The 26702-nt window shown below is 65.0% G+C and carries 28 protein-coding genes; 15 read left to right on the top strand and 13 right to left on the bottom strand.

Annotation, left to right across the window (positions count from 1 at the left end):
- Positions 1-4 precede the first annotated feature (4 nt).
- Positions 5-463, bottom strand: coding sequence for a Cu(I)-responsive transcriptional regulator (gene cueR / locus R2N16_RS12995; RefSeq protein ID WP_316666124.1), 459 nt, complete (start codon positions 461-463; stop codon positions 5-7).
- On the bottom strand, positions 460-2682 hold the full coding sequence (locus tag R2N16_RS12990) for a heavy metal translocating P-type ATPase (protein WP_316666123.1): 2223 nt from the start codon (positions 2680-2682) through the stop codon (positions 460-462). Before R2N16_RS12990 ends, cueR begins: the two co-directional genes overlap by 4 nt.
- A 147-nt stretch (positions 2683-2829) precedes the next feature.
- Here R2N16_RS12990 and R2N16_RS12985 point away from each other — a divergent pair, with 147 nt between their 5' ends.
- The gene (locus R2N16_RS12985) at positions 2830-3042 is read left to right on the top strand and encodes a heavy-metal-associated domain-containing protein (RefSeq protein WP_316666122.1); all 213 of its coding nucleotides are present in this window, start codon (positions 2830-2832) and stop codon (positions 3040-3042) included.
- 65 nt (positions 3043-3107) lie between these two features.
- Here R2N16_RS12985 and R2N16_RS12980 read toward each other — a convergent pair whose 3' ends face one another.
- The 4 genes from R2N16_RS12980 to R2N16_RS12965 all read right to left on the bottom strand — a co-directional run bounded on the left by R2N16_RS12980 (position 3108) and on the right by R2N16_RS12965 (position 6403).
- Positions 3108-3827, bottom strand: coding sequence for an OmpW/AlkL family protein (locus R2N16_RS12980; RefSeq protein ID WP_316666119.1), 720 nt, complete (start codon positions 3825-3827; stop codon positions 3108-3110).
- Positions 3828-4026: 199 nt separating this feature from the next.
- Entirely contained in the window at positions 4027-5034 is a 1008-nt protein-coding gene (locus R2N16_RS12975; RefSeq protein ID WP_316666116.1) for a delta(1)-pyrroline-2-carboxylate reductase family protein, read from the bottom strand.
- Between the two features lie 34 nt (positions 5035-5068).
- Positions 5069-5833 carry a lysoplasmalogenase gene (locus R2N16_RS12970; RefSeq protein ID WP_316666115.1) on the bottom strand — a complete coding sequence of 255 codons (765 nt, stop codon included), beginning with the start codon at positions 5831-5833 and terminating at the stop codon, positions 5069-5071.
- Between the two features lie 93 nt (positions 5834-5926).
- Entirely contained in the window at positions 5927-6403 is a 477-nt protein-coding gene (locus tag R2N16_RS12965) for an Lrp/AsnC family transcriptional regulator (RefSeq protein WP_027678817.1), read from the bottom strand.
- A gap of 138 nt (positions 6404-6541) precedes the next feature.
- Here R2N16_RS12965 and phhA point away from each other — a divergent pair, with 138 nt between their 5' ends.
- Together phhA and R2N16_RS12955 are read left to right on the top strand one after the other, a co-directional pair.
- Complete coding sequence (phhA, locus tag R2N16_RS12960; protein WP_316666113.1) at positions 6542-7486, top strand: phenylalanine 4-monooxygenase; 945 nt, start codon at positions 6542-6544, stop codon at positions 7484-7486.
- Positions 7487-7552: 66 nt separating this feature from the next.
- Complete coding sequence (locus tag R2N16_RS12955; protein WP_316666111.1) at positions 7553-7867, top strand: 4a-hydroxytetrahydrobiopterin dehydratase; 315 nt, start codon at positions 7553-7555, stop codon at positions 7865-7867.
- A gap of 18 nt (positions 7868-7885) precedes the next feature.
- Here R2N16_RS12955 and R2N16_RS12950 read toward each other — a convergent pair whose 3' ends face one another.
- Complete coding sequence (locus R2N16_RS12950; RefSeq protein ID WP_316666110.1) at positions 7886-8113, bottom strand: DUF3717 domain-containing protein; 228 nt, start codon at positions 8111-8113, stop codon at positions 7886-7888.
- An 87-nt stretch (positions 8114-8200) separates the two neighbouring features.
- Here R2N16_RS12950 and R2N16_RS12945 point away from each other — a divergent pair, with 87 nt between their 5' ends.
- The gene (locus R2N16_RS12945) at positions 8201-8911 is read left to right on the top strand and encodes a response regulator transcription factor (RefSeq protein WP_316666109.1); all 711 of its coding nucleotides are present in this window, start codon (positions 8201-8203) and stop codon (positions 8909-8911) included.
- A gap of 9 nt (positions 8912-8920) precedes the next feature.
- Positions 8921-10597 (top strand): sensor histidine kinase, encoded by a 1677-nt coding sequence (locus R2N16_RS12940; RefSeq protein WP_316666107.1) that lies wholly within the window; start codon positions 8921-8923, stop codon positions 10595-10597.
- 16 nt (positions 10598-10613) lie between these two features.
- Here the strand turns inward: R2N16_RS12940 and R2N16_RS12935 are convergent, their stop codons facing one another.
- Positions 10614-11153 carry an SET domain-containing protein gene (locus R2N16_RS12935; RefSeq protein ID WP_316666105.1) on the bottom strand — a complete coding sequence of 180 codons (540 nt, stop codon included), beginning with the start codon at positions 11151-11153 and terminating at the stop codon, positions 10614-10616.
- 635 nt (positions 11154-11788) lie between these two features.
- Here R2N16_RS12935 and R2N16_RS12930 point away from each other — a divergent pair.
- From R2N16_RS12930 to R2N16_RS12915, 4 genes are all read left to right on the top strand, one after another.
- Positions 11789-12067, top strand: a complete 279-nt coding sequence (locus R2N16_RS12930) for an HU family DNA-binding protein (protein WP_004628548.1) — start codon at positions 11789-11791, stop codon at positions 12065-12067.
- A gap of 144 nt (positions 12068-12211) precedes the next feature.
- Positions 12212-13159 carry a DUF2272 domain-containing protein gene (locus tag R2N16_RS12925; RefSeq protein ID WP_316666104.1) on the top strand — a complete coding sequence of 316 codons (948 nt, stop codon included), beginning with the start codon at positions 12212-12214 and terminating at the stop codon, positions 13157-13159.
- 112 nt (positions 13160-13271) lie between these two features.
- Positions 13272-14096: a class II aldolase/adducin family protein gene (locus tag R2N16_RS12920; protein WP_316666103.1), complete on the top strand. Its 825-nt coding sequence runs from the start codon at positions 13272-13274 to the stop codon at positions 14094-14096.
- Positions 14097-14100: 4 nt separating this feature from the next.
- A complete protein-coding gene (locus tag R2N16_RS12915; protein WP_316666102.1) occupies positions 14101-15078 on the top strand; it encodes a 2-dehydropantoate 2-reductase in 978 nt (325 codons plus the stop codon).
- A gap of 13 nt (positions 15079-15091) precedes the next feature.
- Here the strand turns inward: R2N16_RS12915 and R2N16_RS12910 are convergent, their stop codons facing one another.
- Together R2N16_RS12910 and R2N16_RS12905 are read right to left on the bottom strand one after the other, a co-directional pair.
- Positions 15092-15904: a tetratricopeptide repeat protein gene (locus R2N16_RS12910; RefSeq protein WP_316666101.1), complete on the bottom strand. Its 813-nt coding sequence runs from the start codon at positions 15902-15904 to the stop codon at positions 15092-15094.
- A 22-nt stretch (positions 15905-15926) separates the two neighbouring features.
- Positions 15927-17993, bottom strand: a complete 2067-nt coding sequence (locus tag R2N16_RS12905) for a bifunctional 2',3'-cyclic-nucleotide 2'-phosphodiesterase/3'-nucleotidase (RefSeq protein WP_316666100.1) — start codon at positions 17991-17993, stop codon at positions 15927-15929.
- Between the two features lie 310 nt (positions 17994-18303).
- Here R2N16_RS12905 and minC point away from each other — a divergent pair, with 310 nt between their 5' ends.
- From minC to minE, 3 genes are read left to right on the top strand one after another with little or no spacing between them, the layout of a single operon-like run.
- On the top strand, positions 18304-19074 hold the full coding sequence (minC, locus tag R2N16_RS12900) for a septum site-determining protein MinC (RefSeq protein WP_316666099.1): 771 nt from the start codon (positions 18304-18306) through the stop codon (positions 19072-19074).
- A gap of 44 nt (positions 19075-19118) precedes the next feature.
- The gene (gene minD / locus R2N16_RS12895; protein WP_012436754.1) at positions 19119-19940 is read left to right on the top strand and encodes a septum site-determining protein MinD; all 822 of its coding nucleotides are present in this window, start codon (positions 19119-19121) and stop codon (positions 19938-19940) included.
- Positions 19941-19954: 14 nt separating this feature from the next.
- Positions 19955-20209, top strand: coding sequence for a cell division topological specificity factor MinE (gene minE / locus R2N16_RS12890; RefSeq protein ID WP_024977189.1), 255 nt, complete (start codon positions 19955-19957; stop codon positions 20207-20209).
- Positions 20210-20216: 7 nt separating this feature from the next.
- On the opposite strand, the gene R2N16_RS12885 is transcribed toward minE, so the two are convergent.
- On the bottom strand, positions 20217-21449 hold the full coding sequence (locus R2N16_RS12885) for a citrate synthase family protein (protein WP_316666095.1): 1233 nt from the start codon (positions 21447-21449) through the stop codon (positions 20217-20219).
- A gap of 109 nt (positions 21450-21558) precedes the next feature.
- Between R2N16_RS12885 and R2N16_RS12880 the strand changes: the two genes are divergently transcribed.
- Both R2N16_RS12880 and R2N16_RS12875 read left to right on the top strand, forming a co-directional pair.
- Positions 21559-22992, top strand: a complete 1434-nt coding sequence (locus tag R2N16_RS12880) for a CoA transferase (RefSeq protein WP_316666094.1) — start codon at positions 21559-21561, stop codon at positions 22990-22992.
- A gap of 60 nt (positions 22993-23052) precedes the next feature.
- On the top strand, positions 23053-23910 hold the full coding sequence (locus tag R2N16_RS12875) for a 23S rRNA (adenine(2030)-N(6))-methyltransferase RlmJ (RefSeq protein WP_316666093.1): 858 nt from the start codon (positions 23053-23055) through the stop codon (positions 23908-23910).
- 27 nt (positions 23911-23937) lie between these two features.
- Here R2N16_RS12875 and R2N16_RS12870 read toward each other — a convergent pair whose 3' ends face one another.
- Complete coding sequence (locus tag R2N16_RS12870) at positions 23938-25176, bottom strand: AVRPPHE avirulence protein (RefSeq protein ID WP_316666092.1); 1239 nt, start codon at positions 25174-25176, stop codon at positions 23938-23940.
- 217 nt (positions 25177-25393) lie between these two features.
- On the opposite strand from R2N16_RS12870, the gene ppk2 reads away from it, so the two are divergent.
- A complete protein-coding gene (gene ppk2, locus R2N16_RS12865; RefSeq protein ID WP_316666091.1) occupies positions 25394-26296 on the top strand; it encodes a polyphosphate kinase 2 in 903 nt (300 codons plus the stop codon).
- 85 nt (positions 26297-26381) lie between these two features.
- Here the strand turns inward: ppk2 and R2N16_RS12860 are convergent, their stop codons facing one another.
- Positions 26382-26678, bottom strand: coding sequence for a hypothetical protein (locus R2N16_RS12860; protein WP_428984127.1), 297 nt, complete (start codon positions 26676-26678; stop codon positions 26382-26384).
- Positions 26679-26702 lie beyond the last annotated feature (24 nt).

Genomic DNA, 26702 nt, shown 5'->3' with positions numbered 1-26702 from the left:
CCTGTCAGTGACAGCAGCCGTCGGTGTCACCGCCTTCACCACCCTCGCCGGCCACGCTCTGGAGGATCGGGCAATCGGGGCGGTCATCACCGTGGCACGCGTTGGCAAGTGTCATGAGCGTGTCGCGCATGCTTTGCAGCTCGCTGATGCGCGCATCGAGATCCGCCACGTGGCGCAGGGTGACGGCCTTCACATCGGCGCTGGCGCGTTCGCGGTCGTTCCACAACGAAAGCAGCGTGCGGATCTCCTCCAGCGCGAAACCCAGCGAGCGCGACCTGTGGATAAAGCGCAGCACATGCACCGCCCGCGCGTCGTACATGCGGTAGTTGCCTTCGGTGCGCGGGCTGGGTGGCAGCAGGCCGATGCTTTCGTAGTAACGGATCATCTTGGCCGACACGCCGCTGGCCTTCGCGGCCTCACCAATGTTGACCGGTCCTTTGTCGATGAGATTGGTGCGCGTCATGCGTTATCTCCGGTGGCACGCCAGCGGCGCAGCATCAACGCATTGGTGACCACGCTCACGCTGGAGAACGCCATCGCCGCGCCGGCAAAGGTGGGGTTCAGCAAGCCGAATGCCGCCAGCGGAATGCCCACCACGTTATAGATGAAGGCCCAGAACAGGTTCTGGCGAATCTTCGCGACGGTGCGGCGTGACAGGTCCAGCGCGTCGCTCACCAGGCGCGGCTCACCGCGCATAAGCGTGATGCCGGCAGCCTGCATCGCCACATCCGTGCCCGTGGCCATGGCGATGCCGACATCGGCCGCAGCCAGCGCAGGCGCATCGTTGATGCCGTCGCCCACCATTGCGACCACATGGCCGCTCTGCTGCCATGCCGTCACGCGTGCGGCCTTGTCCTGCGGCAACACTTGCGCGGCCACTTCGTCGATGCCGAGTGCGTGGGCCACGCTGCGCGCGGCGCCGGCGTTGTCGCCCGTCACGAGCGCGGTGCGCACACCACGCGCCTGCAGTGCGGCCACGGCGTCCCGGGCACCGGGCTTGAGCGCATCGCCAAACGCAATCAGGCCCCGCAGTTGCACGCTGTCTCCATCACGCTGCGCGAGCCACGAAACGGTGTTGCCTTGTGCTTCCAGCGCGTCGGCACGCGCTTGCAAGGCACTGCGATCCAGCCCCAGTTCATCCATCCACCGCGCATTGCCGAGTTGCAGCGATGCGCCATCCACGATGCCGCGCGTGCCCCGTCCGGCCAATACCTCCGGTGTTTGTGCGGGCGTGATTGCGCGGCCCCGCTCCTTGGCATATTCGCGCGTGGCCTGTGCCAGCGGGTGCGTGTTCTCAGCCTGCAGCGCAGCAAGTTGATCGAGCAGTGCGTTGGGGTCGATACCGGTTGCGGATTCCACCGCCGTCACGCGCGGCTGGCCGACGGTGAGCGTGCCCGTCTTGTCGAAGACGACAAAATCCACCTGCTGTGCGCGTTCCAGTGCCTGCGCATCGGCGATCAGGATGCCGCGCCGCGCGCCCGCACCCGTGCCGGCCATGATGGCGGATGGCGTGGCAAGGCCCAGCGCACAAGGGCAGGCAATCACCAGTAAGGCCACCGCGTTGATGATGGCCGTCTCCCACCCTGCACCGGCGATGATCCAACCCGCCAGCGTGAGCAACGCCGCTGCCAGCACCGCCGGCACAAAGATGGCGCTCACGCGGTCGACCAGTTGCTGGATCGGCGGCTTGGCGGCCTGCGCGTCTTCAACGAGCCGGATGATGCGCGAGAGCATCGTGTCCGCGCCGATGGCCACGGTGCGCACCAGCAGCACGCCATCCGTGGCGATGGCGCCGGCGGTCACGCGGTCGCCTTCGCGCTTGGGCACAGGGAGGCTTTCGCCGGTCAGCATGGATTCATCAACGTGGCTCGCGCCTTCCAGCACCACGGCGTCCACAGGGATGCGTTCACCGGCGCGCACAGACACCACATCGCCCACGCGCACCTGGGCGACAGGGGTATCGCGCAGCGTGCCGTCGGCACCGCGCACGCGAGCGGTATCGGGACGCAGCGCCTGCAAGGCACGGATGGCCTGGGCGGTCTGGCGCTTGGCGCGCACCTCCAGCCACTTGCCAAGCCGCACCAGCGTGATGACCACGGCAGCGCTTTCGAAGTACAGGTGCGGCTCATGGTGCATCCCGTCCGCTCCCGCGCGCCACCACAGCCACAGCGACAGCCCATATGCTGCCGACGTGCCGAGCGCGACCAGCAAATCCATGTTGCCGGCGCCCGCACGCACCGCCTTCCATCCCGCCTTGTAGAAGCGCGCGCCAATCACGAACTGCACGGGCGTCGCCAGCAGCCATTGCACCCAGGCGGGCAGCATCCAATCACCACCGAACCACCCGGCGATCATCGGCAATACAAGCGGCACGGACAGCGCGGCGGCCATCCACACGGGCCCGGCGCCCTCCCAGAAGTCGGGTTCGGCGGCAGCGGGAGCGGTGGATTCATTGGAAGCGACACGCGCCTCATAACCGGCCGCCGAGACTGCGGCGATCAACGCATCGCTGGCGGCACCGCCCTGCACCCGGGCGCGCTCGGTCGCGAGGTTCACGCTGGCTTCGGTCACGCCGGGCACGGCGCGCAAGGCGCGTTCGACGCGGCCCGCACAGGCGGCACACGTCATCCCGCTGATATCGAGGTCGGTGGAAGTCACGTCGGCAAGGCTGGCGGCGGTCATGGAAGCGTCTATTCAGAGGGAGATGGCATCAGCCTAGACCTTCTCATCTTGGTAAGGTCAAGCCTGCATTCTACGCTTGCGCTTCCAACGATAGGAAGGTTCATACTGCGCCTGTGATTCTCCCTTCCCTCTTTTCAGGAGCAAACCATGACGACGTTTTCCACGACCTTTTCTGTGACGGGCATGAGTTGCGGCCATTGCGTGTCGGCCGTCACGCGTGCTGTGCAGCAGGTCGATGCCGGCGCCAATGTGCAGGTGGACCTGGACAAGCAGACCGTGGCCGTCACCAGCGGCGCCAGCACCGATGCGGTCAAGGCCGCCATCGAGCAAGCCGGCTATCCGGTCAAAGCCTGCGCCTGAACCGGGCGCGGGCAACAAAAAAGGCGTGCCGCTGTGGCACGCCTTTTTGCTTGCGCGGAAACCACTCAGAAGCGGTAGCCGACGTTCAGGAAAGTCACGACCGGGTTGATCTTGATCTTCGCTTCGCTGACAACGTGGACGCCGGTCGCCGTCGTGCTGTCGATCGTTGCCGTGGTCTTCAGCGGCAGGTACGACACCGACAAGCCGACGAACCAGTCCTTGGTGATGGCGTAGGTGGCACCCACGTTCAGCACCGGGTTCAACGAACCGTCGGTCGACACGTTGCTCTTGCTACCCGGGCCAGCCAGCTTCGTCTGGAAGGCGCTGTTCGTGATCTTCTCGTCGGAGAACCACGTGTAGTTCAGGCCCACGCCAACGTACGGGCGGAACTTGGTGTCGGCGTTGAAGAAGTACCACTTGGCCAGCACGGCCGGGCTCCATTGCTTGGCCGAGCCGATTTCGCCGTACCCCGACAATGCGCCCGTACCCTCGATCTTGTGACGCGGCGGAATGCCACCCACCAGTTCAACGGCAACGTTGTCGGTAAAGAAATGCGTGAAGGCGAGACCAACGGTATCGGCTTCCTGAATCTTGGCGCCGGTGCCGGACTGCGATTGATTCACCGGCACGCCGCCGATGCTCTTGACCAACAGCGGGTCGCTCGAGCTGTTCGGCATCACGCGGAACCAGCCAAGGCTGACGATGTTGCTGCCGGCAGCCTGTGCGTGCGCGGCGGTGGCGAGGATCATCCCGGCGGCGGCCGCCAGTGCTTTTTTATAGGCCATCTCTGTATGTGCTCCTGTGTCAGACGCATCCGTTGCAAACGAGATTGACACGTTTGCGGTGCGCTCTCTAAGTCTCCTCCCAGGCGGAAGGGATGGCCATTATCCCGTGTGATTGCCTTGGCTAGAACCCTTTTTCTAGAGGTTTCCTGTTATAAGCGGCACGCTAAAACCGCATGCGGCGGGCTTTTTCAGCACATGCTCAATTTTTAAACAGGCTGGCCTTGGACAGCGCAAGCACGCACGCGGCCAGATCCCACAGGGCACTGCCGACGCTCTTGAACACCACGGGCGACACCGGCGCGGGCTGCGTGAACGTATCCGGCGGCGTATCGACGCACTGTTGTAACGGCCGCACACGCGACCATGGCACGCCGGCCTGCAGCAGGTCGCCTGCTTCGGCTTCCAGGTCGACCAGAGTGTCGGCGTACAGCCGATCGACCGCGGCGGCATGCACACACAAGCGCGGCGGCAGTTCGGCCATGTCGGACCGGAACGCGCCTACAGCCGTAATGAAGTGATGCGCCCCCCACGCATAGCCGCCAGGATGGCTTGGATCGCCCAAATCCGGGAGCACCGGTTGCGATGACGGTGTAGCGGTAATGACCAGCGGCGTCTGCGACAGCACCGCACGGGCAGCCTCTGCCACGCCAGCCGCATCGCCGCCCGCCAGAGCGGTGGAATCCATACCGAGCGCGCGCGCATAGCCGGCCAGCCCGTCTGCGCTGGCCGCCGTGCGCGCAATGATCGTGACGCGTCGTGTGCCCAGCCCGAAGCGGAAGGCTTCCAAGTGCGCGCGCGCCTGGGCACCGGCACCGATCAGCAGCAAGTCTCCCGCCGGCTCAGGCGCCAGCAAGCGTGCCGCCAGCAACGACACCGCAGCGGTGCGGTGTGCGGTCACGGTCGGGCCATCCAGCATCAGTCGGCGCTCGCCGGTGCGGGCGTCCATCACCACCACCTCGCCGTGAATGGCCGCCAGGCCCTGTGCGGGATTGTGCGGGTGCACGGTGATGATCTTGGTGATGGCGATGTCGGCATTGGACGCCGGCATCAGCAGCAAACTGCCGCCGCCAGCCACAGGCATCACGAGCCGCGCGGGGGCCTGGGCACGGCCCGCGCGCGCATCGCGCAACACCTGGGCAACAGCATCGGCCAACGCGGCATACGGCAAGCGGGCCGCCGTGGTGGCAGCGTCGAGGGTCTGCAGCATGGGGCTCCCGCAGCGGAAGAAACGTCGGACGGACTTATGCCGCGGCGCGGCGCGGGGGCGGCGTGCGGCGTGTGAGCAACCCGGCGCTGATGAGCAATTGGGCAGCGGCGTAGCTCCACCAGATCGCCAGCTCATGGTCGGTAAACGGAAAGACGAACACGCTGATGCCGATCATCGCATCGGAAGCCGCAAAGGCGAGCGCGCCCCAGGCCGTCAGCGGGCCCGGCAGGCGCGCCAGCAATGCCGCGCACACCATCGCCGACAGCACGAGCATGTAGGCGATCACCGGCCCCTTCAACTCGCCCAGGCCCGGCCAGTACCACAGCAACATGCCGATCGCCACGCCGATCATCACGCCAACGCCAATCATGCGGATGGCCGACGACGCTCCACGCAGCCCCACCAGCACCCGCAAATAGCACAGGTGCGCCAGCAAGAAGCAGCCCAGCCCGGCCATGAACGAGAACGCCAGCCCCGGCAGGGCGAGCCACAGATCCCCCAGTGCGGAGAACACCATGGCGCCGATCAGCCAGCGCCGCTCGCGCGGAATCTCGTGCACCGACGCAGCGCGCGCCAGCAGCAACGCCATCAGCATCTTCCACAGCGGCTGCGCGACGATGCGCCCCACCAGCGGGGTGCCGGGCGGTACTTCGACCGCCACCATGGTCAGCATGCCGCCGTAGGTGACGCCTGCCACTGCAGCGGCCACCCACCACGCGCGAACCCGTGCCGGCATGCCGTAGCCGCCTGCCAGATGCGCCGGTGCGTGCGCCGGATGCGTGGTGTGTCCGTCAACCATCGTGGTCTCCCGCCCAAGACAGGTCATTCATATCAGCAAAGTGATGTCGGCTTGCAGCGTGACACGCCGCGCACCCTGGCGCAAGGCGCGAATCTACCCACCAAGGTGGGATAGCGGCAACGCGCCATCCCGCTTCAAGGCCGTCAGTACGATATTGGAACGCACGTTGTCCACACCCGGCACGCGCATCAGCTTGCGCATGACGAATTCCGACAACGCGGGCAGATCGGGCACCACCACCCGCAGCATGTAATCGGCGTCGCCTGCCACGGAATAGCACTCCTGCACCGCGTCGAGCAGGCTGATCTCTTCGCGAAAACGTTCGACGATGGCATCGCCGTGGTGCGCGAGCTTGACGCTGGCGAATACCGTCACGCCCAACCCCAGCCCGGTCGGCGAAAGCACCACCCGGTAGCCCTCGATCACACCTTCCGATTCAAGCCGCGCCAGACGCCGCCCGACCTGGCTGGCCGACAAGTGAACCTGTTCCGAGAGCTGCTGATGCGTCGCACGGCCATCGCGCTGAAGGGCCGCCAGCAGAGCCAGATCGAAGGTATCGAGCGAAATCATGCAAATCTCCTGCGTTTTATGGCTTTATTCTGCATGACTTCCGCAAACAACGCACAATGAATGGCCGTTTTGCGGCCAACCCGCGTGGCCACGCCCCTACACTGGCCGGACTCTGATTGCACGAGATCGACATTACAAATGGACATCGCAACCACCGCCCCCGACGCAGCCCAAAACGCCGCTCCGGCCGGCTTCAATGGCACCCTCACCGACAAGCTGCGTGAGCAATTCGCAGAAGGACTGGACGGCCAGACGCTGCGCGCCGACTTCACCATGCAGCAGCCGGTGCACCGCTACACCGCCGCCGATCATGCAACGTGGCGCACGCTGTACGACCGCCAGGAAGCGCTGTTGCCGGGCCGCGTGTGCGATGAATTCCTGCAAGGCCTGTCCACACTGGGCATGAGCCGAGATGCCGTGCCGTCATTCGACCAGCTCAACGAAACGCTGATGCGCGCCACCGGCTGGCAGATCGTCGCTGTGCCGGGCCTGGTGCCCGACGAAGTGTTCTTCGATCACCTGGCCAACCGCCGCTTCCCCGCAAGTTGGTGGATGCGCCGCCCCGATCAGCTCGATTACCTGCAAGAGCCGGATTGCTTCCACGACATCTTCGGCCACGTGCCGCTCCTGATTAACCCGATCTTTGCCGACTACATGGAAGCCTACGGCAAGGGTGGTCTGAAGGCCGCACGCCTGGGGCAGCTCGACATGCTGGCGCGCCTGTACTGGTACACGGTGGAATTCGGCCTGATCCGCACGCCGGCCGGCCTGCGCATCTACGGTGCGGGCATCGTGTCGAGCAAGAGTGAATCGGTGTACGCGCTGGATTCGGCCAGCCCGAACCGCCTCGGCTTTGACGTGCGCCGCATCATGCGCACGCGCTATCGCATCGACACGTTCCAGAAAACCTACTTCACCATCGACAGCTTCGAGCAGTTGTTCGACGCCACGCGCCCGGACTTCACGCCGCTGTATGAAGAACTCGCCGCGCTGCCGACCATTGGCGCGGGCGATGTGGTGGAGGGCGATCTGGTACTGAACGTGGGCAACCGCGAAGGTTGGGCAGACACCGCGGACATCTGACGGCAGATATTTGGGCGCTGACTATACTGCGCGCATTCAAGACCGAACTTTGTACCACACCCCATCATGATGCCGACCCTGAACGAAGAACAACGCAAGGCCCTCTTTGCCGAACTGCCCGGCTGGACGCTACAGAGCGAGCGCGACGCCATCCAGAAGACCTTCACCTTTGCCGACTTCAACGCCGCGTTCGGCTTCATGACGCGCGTGGCGATCAAGGCCGAGCAGATGAATCACCACCCCGAGTGGTTCAACGTGTGGAATCGCGTGGACATCACCTTGTCCACGCATGATGCAAACGGGCTCACGCACCGTGACGCCGATCTCGCGCGCTTTATCGAGCAGGCCGCGAAAGGTACCAGCGCCACCGGCGCGAAGTAACGACCGCCATCCTGGCGCTCAGCCCTGTGTGGCTGCGCGCCACGCGTCATACGCTGCCCGCGCCTTGTCGCCCAATTGCTCAGGGGCGATGCGGGTGGCGCCTTGTACAATCATCAGCGCATACGGCTTGGCCAGCGCCGACGCCTCGGCACACAGCCGCAGTTCCTCGCTCTCGGCGGGCGAACGGGCACGCCAGAAATTAATGGCGGCCTCAAGATCGGTGATGGTAAGCAGGGCATCGGTCATCCGCGCATTGTAGCGCTGCCAAATGATGCCGATCGCACCGCTTTCGCCCTTTTTGCCCTTTTCCGCACCGCACTCCGGATCGAGTCAATGCGCATCCTGCTGATTGAAGACGACCGTGCCATCGCCAGCGGCATCCATGCCGGACTCACGCAAGCCGGGCATCGCGTGCATGTCGTGCACGACGGTGTCTTCGCCACTGAACAACTTGCCAGACAGACACACGATCTGGTGATCCTCGATCTTGGGCTGCCCGGTATCGATGGCATGACGCTGCTGTCGCAGTTTCGTGCACGCGATCGAGTAACGCCCGTGCTGATCCTGACCGCACGCGACGGCCTGCTCGACAAGGTGAACGGCCTGAATGCCGGCGCAGATGATTACCTGCTCAAGCCGTTCGAGATGCTCGAACTCGTGGCCCGCGTGGGCGCGCTGCTGCGCCGTCGCAGTGATTCGACCGAACCCGCAGCACGCCCCGACATCCTTGTCGGACGGCTGCGCATGAGCGGCGTGGAACGGCGCATCTTTGTCGATGCGGCCCCCCTTGAACTGTCGCCGCGCGAATTTGCCGTGCTGGAGTTGCTGATGCTGCGCCAGGGCCGGGTCGTCAGCAAGGTGCAGTTGCAGGACCATCTTGCCAGCTTCGGGCACGCCATCGGTGAAGCCAGTCACGATGTGGTGGGCGACACGGCCATCGAAGTCTATGTGCACCGTGTACGCCGCAAGATCGAGCATTCCGAGGCGGAGATCGTCACGGTGCGCGGCTTCGGTTACCTGTTGCAGGCGCGCGCCGCGGTGTAGTTCTTGCCCATGTTCAAGCGCCAGCGTCCCACCTCGTCGTCGGCTTCATCGGCTCCGGCCAAGGGAGCGGGCAACAGTGCCATCAGCCTGCGCCTGCATCTGTTGCGTGCGCTGGCGACGCCGCTGTTTGGCTTGATTGTGGGTACGGGTGCGCTGTCGTACTGGCTGGCGGCGCACTACACCGCGCAGGTGTTCGATCGCGCATTGGTGGGCGTGGCCAACACGCTGGCCGAACAGTTGCGCATCGCCGGTCCGCAGGTGCCGGCGGCCAAGCTCTACGACATCGCCCTCACCGCCCAGACGCTCGTACAGAACAGCGGCGAAGACCGCATCTACTGGCGCATTTCCGGCCCCGCAGGCACGCTGGTCGGGCGCGACACGCCGTTGGGCTACGGTTCGGGCCAGGTCCGCATTGGCGACGCGCGCGTGTTCTACAGCTGGATCGACGGCAAACAGGTGCGCGCTGTGCATCTGCTCGTTCCCGGTGTGAGTGCGGAGGTGCCCAAGCCACGCTCGCCGCGCCAACCTGTGCCGCCCGACCCCGAAGACGACGTCACGCGCCCCGCGCTTGCGCCCACGCAGGCGCAGACGGCACCCGCGTTCAACCCATCCAATCCGCCCGACGCCATGAAGGCCGAAGACGGCATCGTGGTGGAAGTGGCAGAGCTGCTGGACCATCGCGATACGGCCGCCAAGGAAGTGCTGCTGTCGGTATCGATTCCGCTGATCGTGCTGCTGGCGGTGGGGGGGCTGATCCTCTCGCTCGTGCTCAAGGAAGAGCTGCAGCCGCTGCAGACGCTGGCCGACACGCTCAACAAGCAGAGCGCACGATCGGTGACGCCGCTGCCCGCAGAATCGGCTGAACGCGTGCCCGCCGAACTGCAACCACTCATTAACGCGATGAATGCGCTGCTGGCCCGGCTGCGCGACGCACTGGAAGCGCAGCGCACCTTCATCGCAGACGCGGCACATCAACTCCGCACACCGCTCACGGCGTTGAAGCTTCATGCCGATCGTGCCGTCGATGCCAAGACACTGGACGATGCCCGGCCCGCACTGCTGGAGTTGCAATCGGGTGCCAACCGCGCCGTGCGCCTGTCCAATCAGTTGCTGACGCTGGCGCGTGCCGAGCCAGGCATGACGCTCGACCAGTTGGGTCCGCCGATGCCGGTCGATCTCGTCTCGCTTGCGTTCGATACCGGTGCCGAGTGGGTGCCGCGCGCACTCGCACGCGGGTTGGATCTAGGCTTTGAGGCGTGGCCCCAGGAAGCCACGTCGCCAGGTTCATTGCAGGCACCGGTGCTGGCCAACATGCTGCTGCTGCGCGAGGCCATCAACAACCTGCTCGACAACGCCATCAAATACGTGCCGGCTGGCGGACGCGTGACCTTGCGTGCAGGCATGGAGGCCGACGCGGCATCCCAGTGGTGGGGTGTGGTGAGTGTGGAAGACAATGGCCCGGGCATTCCACCCGAGCGGCGCGGCGAAGTGTTCCAGCGCTTCTTCCGTGGTGATGCGGACCACCGCCCGGGACAGCCGCAAGGTAGCGGCTTGGGCCTGGCCATCGTGCACGACATCGTGCGTTTGCATGGCGGCACCGTCGCCATTGACGATACGACGGCGCGTGATGGCAGCCGCGTGATGCGCTTCGTGTTGCGCCTGCCGCTGGTAGGCGAATCCGTCTAGCCGACGGACGTCCGGCTTATTTCTTCTTGTTCTTCTCCGGCGGCGCCAGCATGGTGCCGCGGCACTTCTTCGCGCCGCAGCGGCACGCAAACTGTTCCTTCAGTGCCTTGGTCTGGCGGCCCTCGATGACGAGGCCGTAGTCGTAGAACAGTTCTTCTCCGGGTTCGATGTCGCGCAGCGCGTGAATGAATACCCGGCCATCCGCTTCCCGCGCTTCGCAGTTCGGCTTGCAGGCGTGGTTGATCCAGCGCGCGCGGTTGCCGCCGAACTTGGCGTCGATCACGCTGCCGTCTTCCAGGCTGAAGTAGAACGTGTGATTCGGATCGGACGGGTCATGCGGATGGCGGCGCAGCGCCTCCTTCCACGTGATGTGCTCGCCCTTGTATTCGATGATCTTCTTGCCGCGTGCGATGGCGACCACGGCATACACGCCGCGTCCGTGCACGCCAGATTCGCGCACCTCGATGCGATCGCGGCGGCGCAGTTTGGCCGGAGCTTGCAGCGCGGGCGAGGACTCAGCCAGAGCCGGCGTGGCATCAGGGGACGTGCGTGTCATGGGGGAAATGGCGCAGTAAAGCGAAGCAAAAACGTCGATCAACGAAGCCGTGAGCCTACACCAAAAGCATGGCATCTCGACACGTGCCGCAACCCCATGTCGTCCGGCCAATGTGGATAACCTCGCCTGCGGCTGTGGATAACTACCGGCAAAGCCTGTTGGCTGTCTGTGACTGCCCTGTCGATGGTGTGGGCACAAGTGACGGGGTTGCCAGTCGGAGAATCTGAAAAACCGGCAAGCTATCCACGCGAGGACACACGCGGTACCCCCGGTTTTGCTTGCAACAAGTACTTGAACATAAAGCGCTTTTTCCACTTATCCACAGAAACTATCCACCGTTATCTACTACTACTATCTGTATACATAAGAAAAAAGGTAAACCAACCGATCGACTGGCGTCGAACCTACCAGCGAGCAGACAAGCCACCCGCAAACCAGGACATCAAACGTCAACAATGATGTGATGGGATCACCTCGCAACGTAGGCCCCATGCGGGTTTGCGGAACCCGCATGCCAGGCGCGGTTACAAAGCTCACGTGCCGGCGCTGTTCGCATGCCGGTATCATGTCGCCCTTGGAGCCATCCCCCGGACGCTCTGTTGTGTGTTTTATCTACTCTTGAAGGGAGTCAAGCAATGACGAAAACCGAACTGATCGACGCCATCGCCAGCGGCGTAGACGGTCTGACCAAGGCCAAGGCCGAGCAGGCACTGAACGTGACGCTGCAAGCCATCATGGAATCCGTTGGCAAGGGCGATGCGGTCAGCCTCATCGGCTTTGGTACCTTCAGCCAAGGTGAGCGTGCCGAGCGTATGGCTCGCAACCCGCGCACCGGCGAAGAAATCAAGGTCGAAGCGGCCAAGACGGTGAAGTTCAAGGCCGGCCAGAAGTTCAAGGACGCTGTTAACGCCTGAAGCAATGACAGCCCTCGGCGTGACCAGCCGGTCTGGTGAGCGCCAACGACGTGGCATGCCGTTGCATGCGTGAATCGACCGCAGCATTGGCGTACCACGTCGGAAGGCCTGTCTCCCCGTCAGGCCATCCCTTCTCCCTCTTCCATGTCCCGCCCCTTCCTGCGCAACTCAATCGCTCTGCGCATTGGCTTGCCGATCGTTCTGATCGCACCGGTCTTCTGGTTTGCCGGTTGCGCGACACCGCCTGCACGCCCGCAAGCAGAACCGCTGCCAGACAACGAAGTCGTGCAGACGCGCCCAGGTGCCACACCGCGTGAAAAGATGATCGAGATTGCCCTGACCGAATGGGATCGGTGGGGGCGCCAGGTGGTGCGTGTGGGGCGTGACGATACGTATTGCGTGACCGGCGGTGGCTTTCCTGACCAGCCGCAAGGCCACTGGTTGACCTCCGACGACCCGACCCCCGCCCCGTCCGATGAAGAAAGCGGCGCCGACATGCCGCTGCCCAAAGCGGTCGTCAAGCCCGAGGTACCGCCCCCAGCGCCGTGCCTGCGGTATCCGGATAGCACAGGCGGAGAAGCCACCGCGCGCGGCTGCATGCTGGCCAAGCGCTACTGGGCGATCGTCGGCAAGACGCCGACCTGCCAGCAGTTGACCACCGGCGGCTGGGCGTGGTCTGCGGTGTTCATCTCGTGGATCATGCGCAAGGCCGGCTTGCAGAACGATCAGTTCCTGACGGGCGCCACGCATGCGGAATACGTGACCGATGCGCGCGACCATCTGCTCAAGCATCCTGCCTTCGTGCTCGAACGCACCCCTGCCGTGCCGCGCCCGGGCGACCTTGTCTGCACCGCACGCGGCGCCGATCGCTTCATGACGGATCCGGCAGAGATCCAGGCCGGCAGAACACCCATGCACTGCGATCTCGTCGTCGAGGTCGACTCCATGCGCCATGAGATGAAATCGATTGGCGGCAACGTGCAGCAGTCCGCGTCGATGAGCATCACCGAGTTGAACGACGCCAACCAGATTGATCCGTACACCAACTCGGCCATGCAGTGGTTGCTGATTCTGCGCAACCAGTTGCCTTAGCCGGGAGCGGTTGTAGCGCGGTTTGACGTCCGGCGCAAATTCATTAACATGTGAATTACTATGGCGCCGGCAACCCGACCGGCGCATAGCCCCTGTGATCAGGAGACAGGTCATGACGGTGCTTTCGCTTTCACCCGATGCCGGATCGGACATCCAGGCCCATCGTCCGGACTGGTGTGGCCCACGCGAATGGGCCGCGCGCGTGAAGCTGGCGGCGTGCTACCGCATCTTTGCGCAGCTCGGCTGGACCGAGCTGATCTACAACCACATCACGTTGCGCCTGCTGCCGGAAGACGGTGTGAACGACGATGCAGGTCCGCACTTCCTCATCAATCCGTTTGGCCTGACCTATGCCGAGGTTTGCGCGTCGAACCTCGTGAAGATCGACCTGCTGGGCAATGTGCAGCGCGCCGCGGGTCAGCCGGATTGGCCCGTCAACCCTGCAGGCTTTACGGTGCATGCTGCCATTCATGCGGGCATCCCCGGGGCGCACTGCGTGATGCACACCCACACGACCGCAGGCATGGCGGTGGCGTGCGCGCGCGACGGTCTGTCGATCAGCAACTTCTATGCGGCGCAATTGCACGGAAAGGTGGCGTATCACGACTTCGAGGGCATCACCGTGCATGCCGATGAAGGGCCGCGCCTGGTAAAGAACATCGGCGACAAGCCCGCGGTAATCTTGCGCAACCACGGGCTGCTCTCCTGGGGCGATTCGATCGCGCGTGCGTTTGCAGTGTTGTGGCTGCTCAATCGGGCGTGCGAGATCCAGCTCGCTTCTACATCGATGGGCCCGGTGGTTGAGATTCCCGAAGCGGTGGCGCGCAATTGCACGCGCGATTCACTGCAGTTCAACCCGAACTTCGGCGCAGGCGAAGACGTGTTCGCGGCGCTCACCCGCACCATCGACCGCATCGACCCCTCGTACCGAACCTGATCACATGACACGCATTTGCATTGTGGGCGCCGGCGCAGTCGGCGGCTATCTGGGCGCGAAGCTCGCGCTGGCAGATCAACCAGTCAACGTGCTGGCACGGGGTGCGACGCTTCAGGCGTTGCAAGCTGAGGGGCTGCGCCTGACCGAGGAAGGCAACACACGATCTGCGCCGGTGCATGCACGTGACGACGCGCAGGCACTCGGTGTGCAGGACGTCGTGATCGTTGCCGTAAAGGCTCCCGCCATGGAAAGCGTGGCGCAAGGCATCGCCCCGCTTATCGGCCCCGAAACCTGCGTGGTGGTGGCGATGAACGGCGTGCCATGGTGGTTCTTTGATCGACACGGGCCGCTGGAAGGCCTGCGCCTGCAATCGGTCGATCCGCATGGCCGCATCGCGCAGGCCATCCCAACGAAGAACGTGCTCGGCTGCGTGGTGCATCTGACGTGCTCGACGTTGGGGCCGGGGCATGTGCGCCATGGGTTCGGTAAGCGATTGATTCTCGGCGAACCTGCTGGCGGCACCTCACCGCGCTTGGATGCAGTCGGTTCGCGCCTTGAGCGCGCCGGTTTGCAAATTGAACGCAGCGAGGCCATCCAACGCGACATCTGGTTCAAGCTGTGGGGCAACATGACGATGAACCCGGTGTCGGTGCTGACCGGCGCGACGTGTGATCGCATTCTCGATGATCCGCAGGTGGCGGCATTCTGCCTGGCCATCATGGAAGAAGCGAAAACGATCGGCGCGCGTATCGGCTGCCCGATCGAGCAAAGCGGCGAAGAGCGCAGCGCGGTGACGCGTCAGCTCGGTGCGTTCAAGACGTCGATGCTGCAGGATGCGGAGGCCGGACGGGGTCCGCTGGAGATCGATGCGCTGGTGGCGTCGGTGCGGGAAATTGGTCAGCACGTGGGGGTGCCGACGCCGCAGATTGATGCCCTGCTGGGTCTGGTACGTTTGCACGCCCAGACCCGCGGGCTCTACTAGAAGAACGGCTGTATTACGGCGCCATTGCGGGATGCTTCAGCGCATGCGCCGTTTCGATCCACTGCTGGTGATACGCGGCATCGTCGCGCTTGAGGCCGAGTTCGCCGTTCTGATACGCCATCGCCAGGGCCTGCACGGCTTCGGGCAGTTCGTGCTCCGCGGCGTCCTGGTACAACGCCAGCGCGCGGGCTTCATCGCGCGGCACACCATCACCTTCACGGTACGCATTGGCGAGCATGAACATCGCAGCCGGAATGCCGTGGCGCGCAGCACGATCGAACCAGTGCGCGGCTTGCACCGTATCGGCAGCGGTACCGTAACCGCTGCGATACATCAGGCCGAGGTAATACGCGGCAGCGGCATCGCCCTTGACGGCAGATTGACGTAGCAATTGCAGCGCGCGCGGGTAATCGCGCGCAACGCCACCCGTGCCCAGCAGCAGCGCCTTGCCGAGCGAAAGCTCCGCACGCGCGTCGCTCGGCGCGGCCGTTTCCAGCCAGCGCATCCCTTCATTACGCAACGCGCCGTCGTGCGCACCGAGCAAGGCTTCGCCCAGCGCAGATTGCGCAGGAACGGAACCGCTGCGTGCAAGCTGACGCAACTGCCGCAGCGCCTGCGGCTCCATTGCCTGCACGACCATCGCGCGCCACGCTTCCAGCTGCGTGGCATCGACGTTCGGTGCCTGCCGCGTGTGCGAGAACCACCCGCCCACGGCCACGGCGACTGCCAGGGCGGCGGCCACCGTCAACATGGGTACGGACTGGCGCGGCGATTCGATGGCCGGGGCGTCGCCGCCCGCGGCCCATGCGGAACGAAGAGAAGGCATGGCCTGATCCTGTTGTTGCCCGTTATTGCGTCAGGTCGATTTGGTACAGCGACAGACCCTTGTTGGTGCCGTCATCCGCCTGATACAGCGTGACATTGTTGATGTTGGCCGCAGCAGCAGCGGCCAGCTTGCCCGCTGCCGACGGGAACACCACCGTCGCCACCGACGACGCCAGCTTCGTAAAGCGCCAGCTGCGCTGCAAACCATTGGTCGCACGCTTCACGCTGCCGATCTTCTTGATGTAGCTGATCAGCACATCGCGGTTGGCATCGGGCGACGCATAGATCGTCTTGCTGCCGTCCAGGCCCGGGAAGTTGCCGCCGCCGCTTGCACGGTAGTTGTTGGTTGCCACGATGAACTGCGCTGCCGGGTCGAGTGCCGCGCCCTTGTACATCAGGTTCTTGATGCGGCTGCCGACCGGCTGCGTGACGTCAATCTCATACGTCAGGTCCGGCGTGGTGAACATGTCGAAGTTGTAGCCCGGGAACGTGCTCACCAGCTTCTGCACCGTCGCTTGCGTCGGGTCGATGGTGTTGAAGCGCTTGGCCGCCGTTTCCAGCCAGTTCTTGATATCGGAACCCGCCACCTTCACGGCGTAGACGGTGTTCGGATACAGGTAGAGGTCGGCCGCGTTGTTGATTGCCAGCGGGCCGGCCGCCACGTCGGTGAAATCCGTACCGCCACCAAAGCCGCTCTTGAACGGCGCGCTCACCGACAGCACCGGCAGCGACGCGTATTGCGGCAGGTTCGCCTGGACGTACGCCGACACGTAATCGGCCTGCGCCTGATTGACGATCTCGATGGCACCCGGGTCACCCACATCGGCAAAGTACGTGCTCATGTTGAAGTCGGTACTGCCCACCGGCGTCTTCACGTAGTTGATCGTCGCCTGGTGTTCGGTGGCGATGGCGGCCGAGACCGTCGGATCGGCTGCCACGTACGTCTTGTCGGCGTTCTGGATCGAGCGCGCTTCCACCGTGGTCTGCGTCTTGTCGACGGCCCAGTTCGTGCCGTTGAACGTCAGGCCAAGCTTGATCACGCCCAGGTGCTTGCCCCAGTAGTTGGCCATCACGGTCGGCACGCCATTCACGGTGCCGGCCACCTTGTCCACACCCGGCAGGTTGAACTGGCTGACCGTGCTCTTCGCATCCGGGAAGAGCTGGTGCGAGTGGCCGATCAGCATGGCATCGATGCCTGGCACGGTGGAAAGCCACCAGCTGCCGTTTTCCATCGTCGGCGAATAGGTCGAGTTATCCAGCCCGCCGTGCGAAATGGCGACCACCAGATCGGCACCCTGCGCGCGCATTTCAGGAATGTACTTGGCCGCAGTTTCCTTGATGCCGACGGTATAGACCTTGCCGTCGAGCCAGCGCTTGTCCCAGCTCGTGATGGTGGGCGGCGTAAAGCTGATGATGCCGACCTTGACCGGCGCGCTGACGGTGCTGCCGTCCGGCGCCGTGGCGGTCACCGTCTTGGTGATGATCGTGTACGGCTGGAACAACGGTGCGTTCGTCTTCGCACTCATCACGTTGGCCAGCACCTGCGGGAAGTTCGGACCCGCGCATTTCTTCTGCGACGCCGGATCGGGCAGACCGTCCACGTTGAACGTGTTGCCCGTGACCTGCGCCAGATACGGCAGGCCGTAGTTGAACTCGTGGTTGCCGATGCCGCCGCCGTCGTACCTGGCGGCGTTCATCACCTTGTAGATCGCCAGCGTCTGGTCGCAGGTGACCGGGCTCACCATGGCTTGGTAGTCCGACAGCGCGGTGCCCTGGATGGTGTCGCCGTTGTCCAGCAGCAGCGTGTTCGGGAATTGCGTGCGCGCCTGGTTGATGAGGGTCGCCACGCGCTCGAAGCCGAGCGAGTTGTCGGCCGCGAGTTTGAAGTAGTCGTACGACAGCACGTTGGTGTGCAGGTCGGTCGTTTCCAGCACCGCCAGCGTAGCCTTGGTACCGGCGGGCGCGGCACTGGCGGCAGGCGTGGCACTGCCGGAGGAGGGGCTATCGTCGCTACCGCCGCAGGCAGCCAGCGACAACGACAAAAACGCAGCAAGCGGCAGCGCCGCCGAACACAACGGTCGGATTCGCATCAACTTCTCCCTGAAGATATTTTTTGTATGCGGACTACAGACTGCGGACTACGAACTGCCGAGGCGCGTGCGCGATCGTTTGCGCAACACGAAAGAACTGCCGGCTGGGCCGGGGGGCTCAGAGCCAGCGAGTATCGGAAGGACGCGTGACGAAGCCATGACGGCCGCATGACAAATTCGCGTGACCGTCTTGCCTGCAGACGTGCGCCCGTTGCGGGTCTCAGCCGGATGGGCGAGTGCGGGCGCCAAAAAATCCGGGACGCTTCGTCAACAACGTTAGAATGAGCCCATTTTTCCGCGTAGCTGTTCTATGTCTCAGAAGAAAGCGCCGTTGTTCGAGATCCGCAGCGGCACCGTCGATGCCCTGCTGCTGTCGCCGCGCACCGCCGACATGGACGCCTTGGCCGCCGAACTCACGCGACGCTTTGCCGACACGCCGGAGTTTTTCTCCAACGACGTGATCGCCATCGACGTGCGTCGCCTGGCTGAAGACGAGCGCCTGCCCATCGACCGTTTGGTCGAGACCCTGACCGCGCTGCGTGCCCGCGCGATCGGTGTGGTCGCCAGCCCCGAGCAGGCCGAATGGGCCCAGGCCTTTGGCCTGCCGCTGCTCGACAGCCACGGCCGCCGCCCGCGCGGTGACAAAGAAGGCAAGGATGCAGAGGATGCGCCCGAGCACGCTCAAGCCGCTGAAGCTCCCGCCCCCGCCCCTGCCGTTCCGCCTGTCGACGCCGTGGCCATGCAGCCCGGCACGATGATCGTCGATCGCCCCCTGCGTTCCGGCCAGCGCATCTATGCGCGCGGCGACCTGGTCGTACTCGACCTGGTGAGCGACGGCGCCGAGGTGATCGCCGAGGGCAACATCTACGTCTATGCCTCGCTGCGCGGCCGCGCGCTGGCGGGCGTGAAGGGCAACCTGGACGCGCGCATCTTCTGCACGTGCCTGGAGCCTCAACTGATTTCCATCGCCGGCATCTACCGCACCGGCGAGACCCCGTGGCCGGAGCCCTACGCCAGCAAGCCTGCGCAGGTCCGGCTCGCGGACAACACGCTGGTTTTCGAACCGTTGCGGATGAAGTGACGCACCCCGTGCGCCGAGCGATTTAACTCACAGATATACGAGCCATGACCAAGATCATCGTAGTCACCTCCGGCAAGGGCGGCGTCGGCAAGACGACCACCAGTGCGGCGTTCTCTGCCGGCCTTGCGCTGCGCGGTCACAAGACCGCCGTCATCGACTTCGACGTCGGCCTGCGCAACCTCGACCTCATCATGGGCTGCGAGCGCCGCGTGGTGTATGACCTGATCAACGTGATCCACGGTGAGGCCAACCTGAACCAGGCCCTCATCAAGGACAAGAAGTGCGAGAACCTCTTCATCCTCCCCGCATCGCAGACGCGCGACAAGGACGCGCTCACGCGTGAAGGCGTCGAGAAGGTGATCGAGGGCCTCAAAGAAATGGGCTTCGAATACATCGTCTGCGATTCGCCCGCCGGTATCGAGTCGGGCGCGCTGATGGCGATGTACTTTGCCGATGAAGCGATTGTCGTGACGAACCCGGAAGTGTCTTCGGTGCGCGACTCGGATCGCATCCTGGGCATCCTGTCGTCCAAGTCGCGTCGCGCGGTAGAAGGCAAGGAGCCGATCAAGGAGCACCTGCTGCTTACGCGCTACAACCCGAAACGCGTGTCCGAAGGCGAGATGCTGTCGCTTACCGACATCCAGGAAATCCTCCGCATCAAGCTGATCGGCGTGATTCCGGAATCGGAAGCCGTGCTGCAGGCGTCAAACCAGGGCACGCCCGCCATCCACATCGAAGGCTCCGACGTGGCGAATGCCTACCACGACGTGATCGACCGCTTCCTGGGCAAAGAGAAGGAACTGCGCTACGTCGAGTACAACAAGCCGGGTTTCCTGCAGCGCCTGTTCGGCGGCAGCGGTAAATAAGGAGACGCACATTCATGTCGATTCTGTCTTTCCTGTTGGGCGAGAAGAAGAAGACTGCGACCGTCGCCAAGGAACGTCTGCAGATCATCCTCGCCCATGAACGCACCGCCAGCGGTGCGCCTGCCGACTACCTGCCCGCGCTGCAACGCGAGCTGGTGGCCGTGATCTCGAAGTACGTGAAGATCGGCAACGACGACATCAAGGTCAACCTCGAGCGCCAGGACAACCTGGAAGTGCTTGAGGTGAAGATCGAAATTCCGCAGGCCTGATCGCGCCTCAGCGCACACGAATGATGCGGCCCGCCGGTGTCTCCGGTGCGGCCGGCATCGGCCCCATATAGGCGGCTCTCGGGCGGATCAACTGCCCCACCACGCGCTGCTCCAGCGCGTGCGCAATCCAGCCGGCCGTACGCCCCGCTGCAAACAGGCCAAAGCCTGCACCTTCCGGCAACCCGAGCACACGACGGGTGGCCACCAGCGCGAAATCCACCGACGGGCCATCGCCGGTCAGCCCAGCCACGGCGTCAATCACCGATTGCAGCCGCTTACGCACCGCGCCCGTCTTCGGCAACCGCGCCAGGATCGCATCCGCGCGCGGGTCAGCCTTGCGATACAGCGGGTGGCCAAAGCCCGGCAGCGTATCGCCGCGATCAAGCCGACGGCGCAATGCCGTTGTCACGGATCGCTCCCCTTCCAGCTCGTCCAGCAACGCCTCCACGCGTGCCGTGGTGCCGCCATGCCGGCCACCGGTGAGCGCAGCCAAGCCCGCACTGACCACGGCGCCCAGGCTGGCGCCAGTCGATGCCACAACGCGCGCCGCGAAGCTTGAGGCATTGAGTTCGTGATCAGCACAGAGCACCAATGCGACGCGGATGGCTTCGGCGGCGTGCGCGTCAACGTTCCATGCCTGCTGGCATTGCAGGTGCACGGGCGCGGCCTCGGGCTTGCGGCCCAGCATGGCGGCAAACACGACGCGCAGCAGTGCACCGGCATCGCGCGCCGTGCGTGCGGCGTCCTGCCGCCACGCGGCCTCGTCCAGCGCCGGTAAGGCCAGCGCGCACAGCGCCATGCAGCGTTGGCGGATGTCCGCGTCTGCCAGCGATGCCAGCGCCGCGTACCAGCTCTTCGGCAATACCGGCGCGCGCGTGTTGAAGGCGGCCGCTTCTTGGCATTGCCACAGTTGCGCCGCAACGGTTTCCAGCGTGGCGTGTTCAGCCAATTCCAAAGCGGGCGTGCCGCGATAGAACAACTGCCCGTGATCGATCAGCGTGATGGCCGATTCCATCACCGGCAGGCCCCAATCCAACGCATGGCGCACCACCTGGCGCGGGCGCCTTCCGCCGGAACGCTGATCGGCCAGGCGTGCCACATCGGCTTCGCGGTAGCGGCTACCGCGTCCGTCGGGCGACGGATACGCAGACAGCAGCCCCCGGCTTACATAGGCGTACAGCGTGGGCCGCGAGATATGGAGGCGCTCGGCGGCTTCGGCGGCATTCAGGTAGGTGGTCATTGCGCGCAGGCGGGTGTGGACGGCAATCGAGGTTGATCAGTCTAGTCAATGTTGACGCTATCGGCGGCGCGGGACTGTAATGGGCACATCTTCCCTGCGGAGCCCCGCCATGCCGTCCCCCGTCGCTGATGTGGTTGATCCTTCCATGCAGGCTGTCAGCGCCGCCGGCGCACTCAACCAGTTGTGGAACGTGCTGGGCCAGCCGGCCGATGTGCTCAAGCGCGTGACCCTCACGGGCGCTGAACCGGCGCTGCCATCGTCGTTTGCCGTGGGTACGCTGGCGCAGAGCACCATCGCCGCCGCCGCGCTGGCAGCGGCGCAGGTTGACACGCTGCGCAGCGGGCGGCAGCAAAGCGTATCGGTCGACATGCACCACGCCGCGCTGGAATTCCGCTCCGAGCGCTACTTCCGTGTCGATGGCCAGTTGCCGCCCGAGCCGTGGGACAAGATCGCCGGACTCTACCGCTGCGGTGATGGCCGCTGGGTGCGCCTGCACACCAACTTTCCTCATCACCGTGACGGCGTGCTCAGGTTGCTCGGCTGCGCGTATGACCGGGAGGCCGTGGCCGCTGCGCTGAACCAATGGGAGGGCGAAGCATTTGAAGAGGCGGCTGCGCAGGCAGGCATGGTCGTGACCGCTGCGCGCACGTTCGAAGAGTGGGATCGTCACCCGCAAGGCATTGCCGTGACGGGCCAGCCGCTGATGACGATTGAACGCATCGGCGATGCGCCGCCGCAGCCCCTGCCTGCGCATGCCGACGGCCGTCCGCTCTCGGGCGTGCGCGTGCTCGATCTCACGCGCGTGATCGCCGGCCCCGTCTGCGGCCGGACGCTGGCGGCGCACGGGGCAGACGTGCTGCTCGTTACGGGGCCGCATCTGCCCGCCGTCCCGCCGCTGGTGATCGACACCGGGCGCGGCAAGCGCTCCGCACAACTGGATCTGCGTGATGCCGGCGGCGCGGGGCAACTCCGGACGCTCGCGTGCGACGCCGATATCTTTGTGCAGGGTTATCGGCCCGGTGGCTTGGCGGCGCTGCAGTTCGGCCCCGAGCAGGTTGCGGCGCTGCGTCCTGGCATCGTCTACGTGAGCCTGTGCGCCTACGGCTATGAAGGACCGTGGGCCAATCGCCGAGGCTTCGATTCGCTTGTGCAGACCGCCAGCGGGTTCAACTGGGCCGAAGCCACAGCAGCCGGCGACGGCAAACCGCGCGCACTGCCCGCCCAGGCGCTGGACCACGGTGCCGGCTACCTGATGGCCGCCGGTGCCATGACCGCGCTCGCGCGCCGCATGACCGAGGGTGGAAGCTGGCACGTGCGTGTGTCGCTCGCGCAGACGGCGCAATGGCTGCGCAGCTTCGGCCGCGTGGCCCACGGTCTCGATGCGCCCGATCCGCGCTATGAAGACACCGGCGCGTATCTGGAAACCGCGCCGTCTGGTTTTGGCGCACTCACGGCGCTGCGTCACGCGGGGCAGCTTTCCGACACACCGCCGCACTGGACGCTGCCCAGCGTGCCGCTGGGGACGCACCCCGCGCGGTGGTAGCATTCGCGCCTACCGTTTCCTCTGCCTGCGCCTGATACTCCGGGCGCACATGGCCCGCCGATGCTCAGTTACCGTCACGCCTTTCACGCCGGCAATCACGCCGATGTCCTCAAGCACGCTGTTGTGGTGCAGTTGCTCGACTACCTGACGCAGAAGGACAAGCCGTTCTGGTACATCGACACGCACGCCGGCGCCGGTCTCTACGCACTGGATCATGAATGGGCGCAGAAGAAGGCCGAGTTCGATACCGGCATTGGCCCCCTCTGGCGCGCGGCGGAAGCAGGCGAAACGCTGCCGCCCCTGCTCGATGCTTACCTCGACCAGGTGCGCGAGCTGAACCCGAATGGCCAGCTCCTGCACTATCCCGGCTCGCCGTGGCTGGCGTGGCAGATGCTGCGCGACGCCGATCGCCTGCGCCTGTTTGAACTGCACAGCTCCGAAATCAAGGTGCTGTCCAACAACTTTCGCGGTGCCGGGCGCAAGGTCATGCTGTACGACGGCGATGGCTTTGCCGGCATCAAGGCGATCCTGCCGCCGCCGCCGCGCCGTGCGCTGGTGCTGATCGATCCGTCGTTCGAAGACAAGCAGGATTACGCCCGCACCGTGCAGGCCCTGCAGGACAGCCTGCAGCGCTTTGCCACCGGCATGTATGCGATCTGGTATCCGCTGGTGCAGCGGCGCGAAGCCGCGCAATTTCCTGCACGCCTGAAGCAGTTGCGGCCGACGGATTGGCTGCACGTCACGCTCACCGTCAAGCGCCCGGTCGAGGGCGGCCTGGGCTTGCACGGCAGCGGCATGTTCATCGTCAACCCGCCGTGGACGCTGAAGGCGCAACTGCAGGAAGCCCTGCCCACGCTGGTGCGCCTGCTCGGCCAGGACGATGGCGCCAAGTTCATGCTGGAAGGCGAGTCGAGCTGAGGCTGTCGCCTCAGCTAAGCCACACCCCTAAGTATCGTCGGGCGCGGTTTGGGCCGGATGCGATTCAAGCGGATAGCGGCGCAGGTCCGCCGCCACATGCGCAATACGCTCGGCCGCTTGCGTTGTCTCTCGTACCCCGCTGGCGCCCAGGACACGCGCCGTCTCGATCGCGTGGATCTGCTGGCGCAGTGGCGCCATCCACAGTTCGTCCATATGCACCGGCTCGGTTGACTGCTGCTCTTCGCTTCCGTGCGGTGGCGCCAGCTTGGCCGGGTTCACCGGCTGGAACATCTTTCTCGGCACGCGCTGGGCGAACTCGGCGCAGACGATCGCTGTCGGCTCCCAGATCGCGTTGTCCGGGTACCGAAAATCGGGTCCGAGCTTTTTCATCGCGTGGTGCAGCTGCTTCTGTATGCGCTGCTGGTGCTGGGCCTGCAGCTTGTGCATTTCTGCGTGGGCGTGGGCACCGGTTGCCCTGTCGTAATGGTGTTTGATTGCGGTGCCGTGTTCGTTCGCAGAAAAGGCACCGTCTTCGGCGAAGATGGCCGGGCCCTTGCCCCAGGCGTCCATGACGATGTCATGCGCGCGGTCTGAGGTTTGGCCACGCACCTCTGCCCAGACGTGGTCCACCGTTGTGCTGCTCACGGCGCAGACCCGCTCACCGTCTTCCAGCTTGGGCGCATGAAGAAATGCTGCCACGCTGGCGTGGTCGCCGCAATTGCCAGCCTGCGCCGCCATGGCGCCGGCCGCCGCGCGGACATCGGCGGCGTACTTGAACAGGGGGTTCTTCCTCGGGATGCAAGTGCCGGGCAGATACTTCCTTGCGATGCGCCGGCCGGCCACGGTTCGGATCGTGCTCTGGCCATGGCTGTCCCGGATGTCGTTGGCCACGTTGCCACGGCCATGCGCCAGCGCCTGGCGGGTCTCCATGACGGTCGCGTTCGCGCGCTTGAGCCGCTCGAGTTCGGCGCCCTCCACAGGGCGGCCGTCGATCTGCCGGGCCAGCACGTAGCCGCCCAGTTGGCATTCGCTGTCCGACAGGGCGGTCCGCGTAGTCCGCACCTCGCGTTCTGGGGAGGCCGTGATATTGACCGGCTGCTCGGAAGAAGCGGGCCGCCGTGCCAGGTCTTGCAATGCGCCCGACGCGCGGCGGGGTGCGCGTGCAGTCGGGGCGGTGGGGTGGTCAGCCGGCCGGGGCGCCGCCGGGTCTTCGGCCAGCTCCGTCGGGCGGACGCAGCTTAGGATCGATCGCAATGGGGAGGGCATGGGCGGCTCCTGTGCCGCGCCAGAGACGCGGCGGCGCCAACAGGTTACGGGCGCTGTTGCGCGCGACGTCGCTGCCGGGCGAAAACCTCACGCGATGGGCGAAGCCGTGCCATGTCACTCCCCTGCCACACGCCCGTGCTACCTAGTCGGGCTTAGACTGACACAAAGCTGCCCACGCGCAGCGCACCATCCGCAAGATCGGCAGGAGCAACACACCATGAGCGAACGCGACGCAGCCCGGCAGGCGCGCCTGCAGGAAGACCTCCTCGACACGCTGGACGAGGAGCTGGAGATGGAAATCGACGACCACCTGCTCGGTGGCGGCGAAGGCATCAGCGAAGAAACCCGCGAAACGCGGCGCATGTACTTCCGCGAGCTGTTCCGCCTGCAAGGCGAACTCGTCAAGCTGCAGGACTGGGTGATCGAGACGGGCCACCGGCTGGTGGTGATCTTCGAAGGGCGCGACGCCGCCGGCAAGGGCGGCGCCATCAAGCGCATCACGCAACGCCTGAACCCCCGGGTATGCCGCGTTGCTGCGCTACCCGCCCCCACCAACCGCGAACGCACGCAGTGGTACTTCCAGCGCTACGTGGCGCATCTGCCCGCCGCCGGCGAGATCGTCCTCTTCGACCGCAGCTGGTACAACCGCGCCGGCGTCGAACGCGTGATGGGTTTCTGCACCGACGACGAATACGAAGAGTTCTTCCGCTCCGTGCCCGAGTTCGAAAAGATGCTGGCGCGCTCGGGCATCCAGATCGTCAAGTACTGGTTTTCGGTGACAGACGAAGAGCAGGAAGTGCGATTCCAGAGCCGCATTAACGATCCGCTCAAGCAGTGGAAGCTGAGCCCGATGGACCTGGAGAGCCGTCGCCGCTGGGAAGCCTATACGCGCGCCAAGGAAGCGATGCTTGAGCGCTCGCACATTCCGGAATCGCCGTGGTGGGTGGTGCTGGCCGACGACAAGAAGCGCGCGCGCCTGAACTGCATCCACCATCTGCTGGGCCAGGTGCCTTACCACCCGGTGCCGCATTCGCCGGTGCTGCTGCCGGAGCGCGTGCACCACGCGGAGTACATCCGCCACCCGGTGCCGGAAGAGATGATCGTGCCGAACGTGTACTGATCAGCCGGCAACTTCTTCAGCAAAGAAAGGGCGGCCTGCACGGTCGCTCTTTCTTTTCAATGCGCGCGTTCAGGCGTTCAGACGCTTAGAAAACGGCGCGGAACAGCCAGTGCAAGCCCCCCGCCAGCACGATCGATGCGGGCAGCGTCAGCACCCAGGCCAGCAGCAGGCTACGCACGGTATTCCACGCGCCCGACCACACTACCGCCAGGTGCGGCGACAGCGACTGCGTACAGATGACCGTGGCCCCTGCATTGGCCGTGTCATGAATGCCGTTGACGAACTCGAAGCCCAGCACGATCAGCAGCGCAATGCCCAGCAGCACGAACGGAAATGCCGAGCGGGTGGACACACTCTCCAGATCGGTCACCAGGTGGCTCACTGGCTCACCACGAACGGGGGGCTG

Origin of the sequence: Ralstonia psammae (genome assembly GCF_958405935.1) — a bacterium.
Lineage (GTDB): Bacteria > Pseudomonadota > Gammaproteobacteria > Burkholderiales > Burkholderiaceae > Ralstonia > Ralstonia psammae.
Note: the sequence above shows the minus strand (reverse complement) of the source record. Positions and strands in the feature narration are given on the sequence as shown.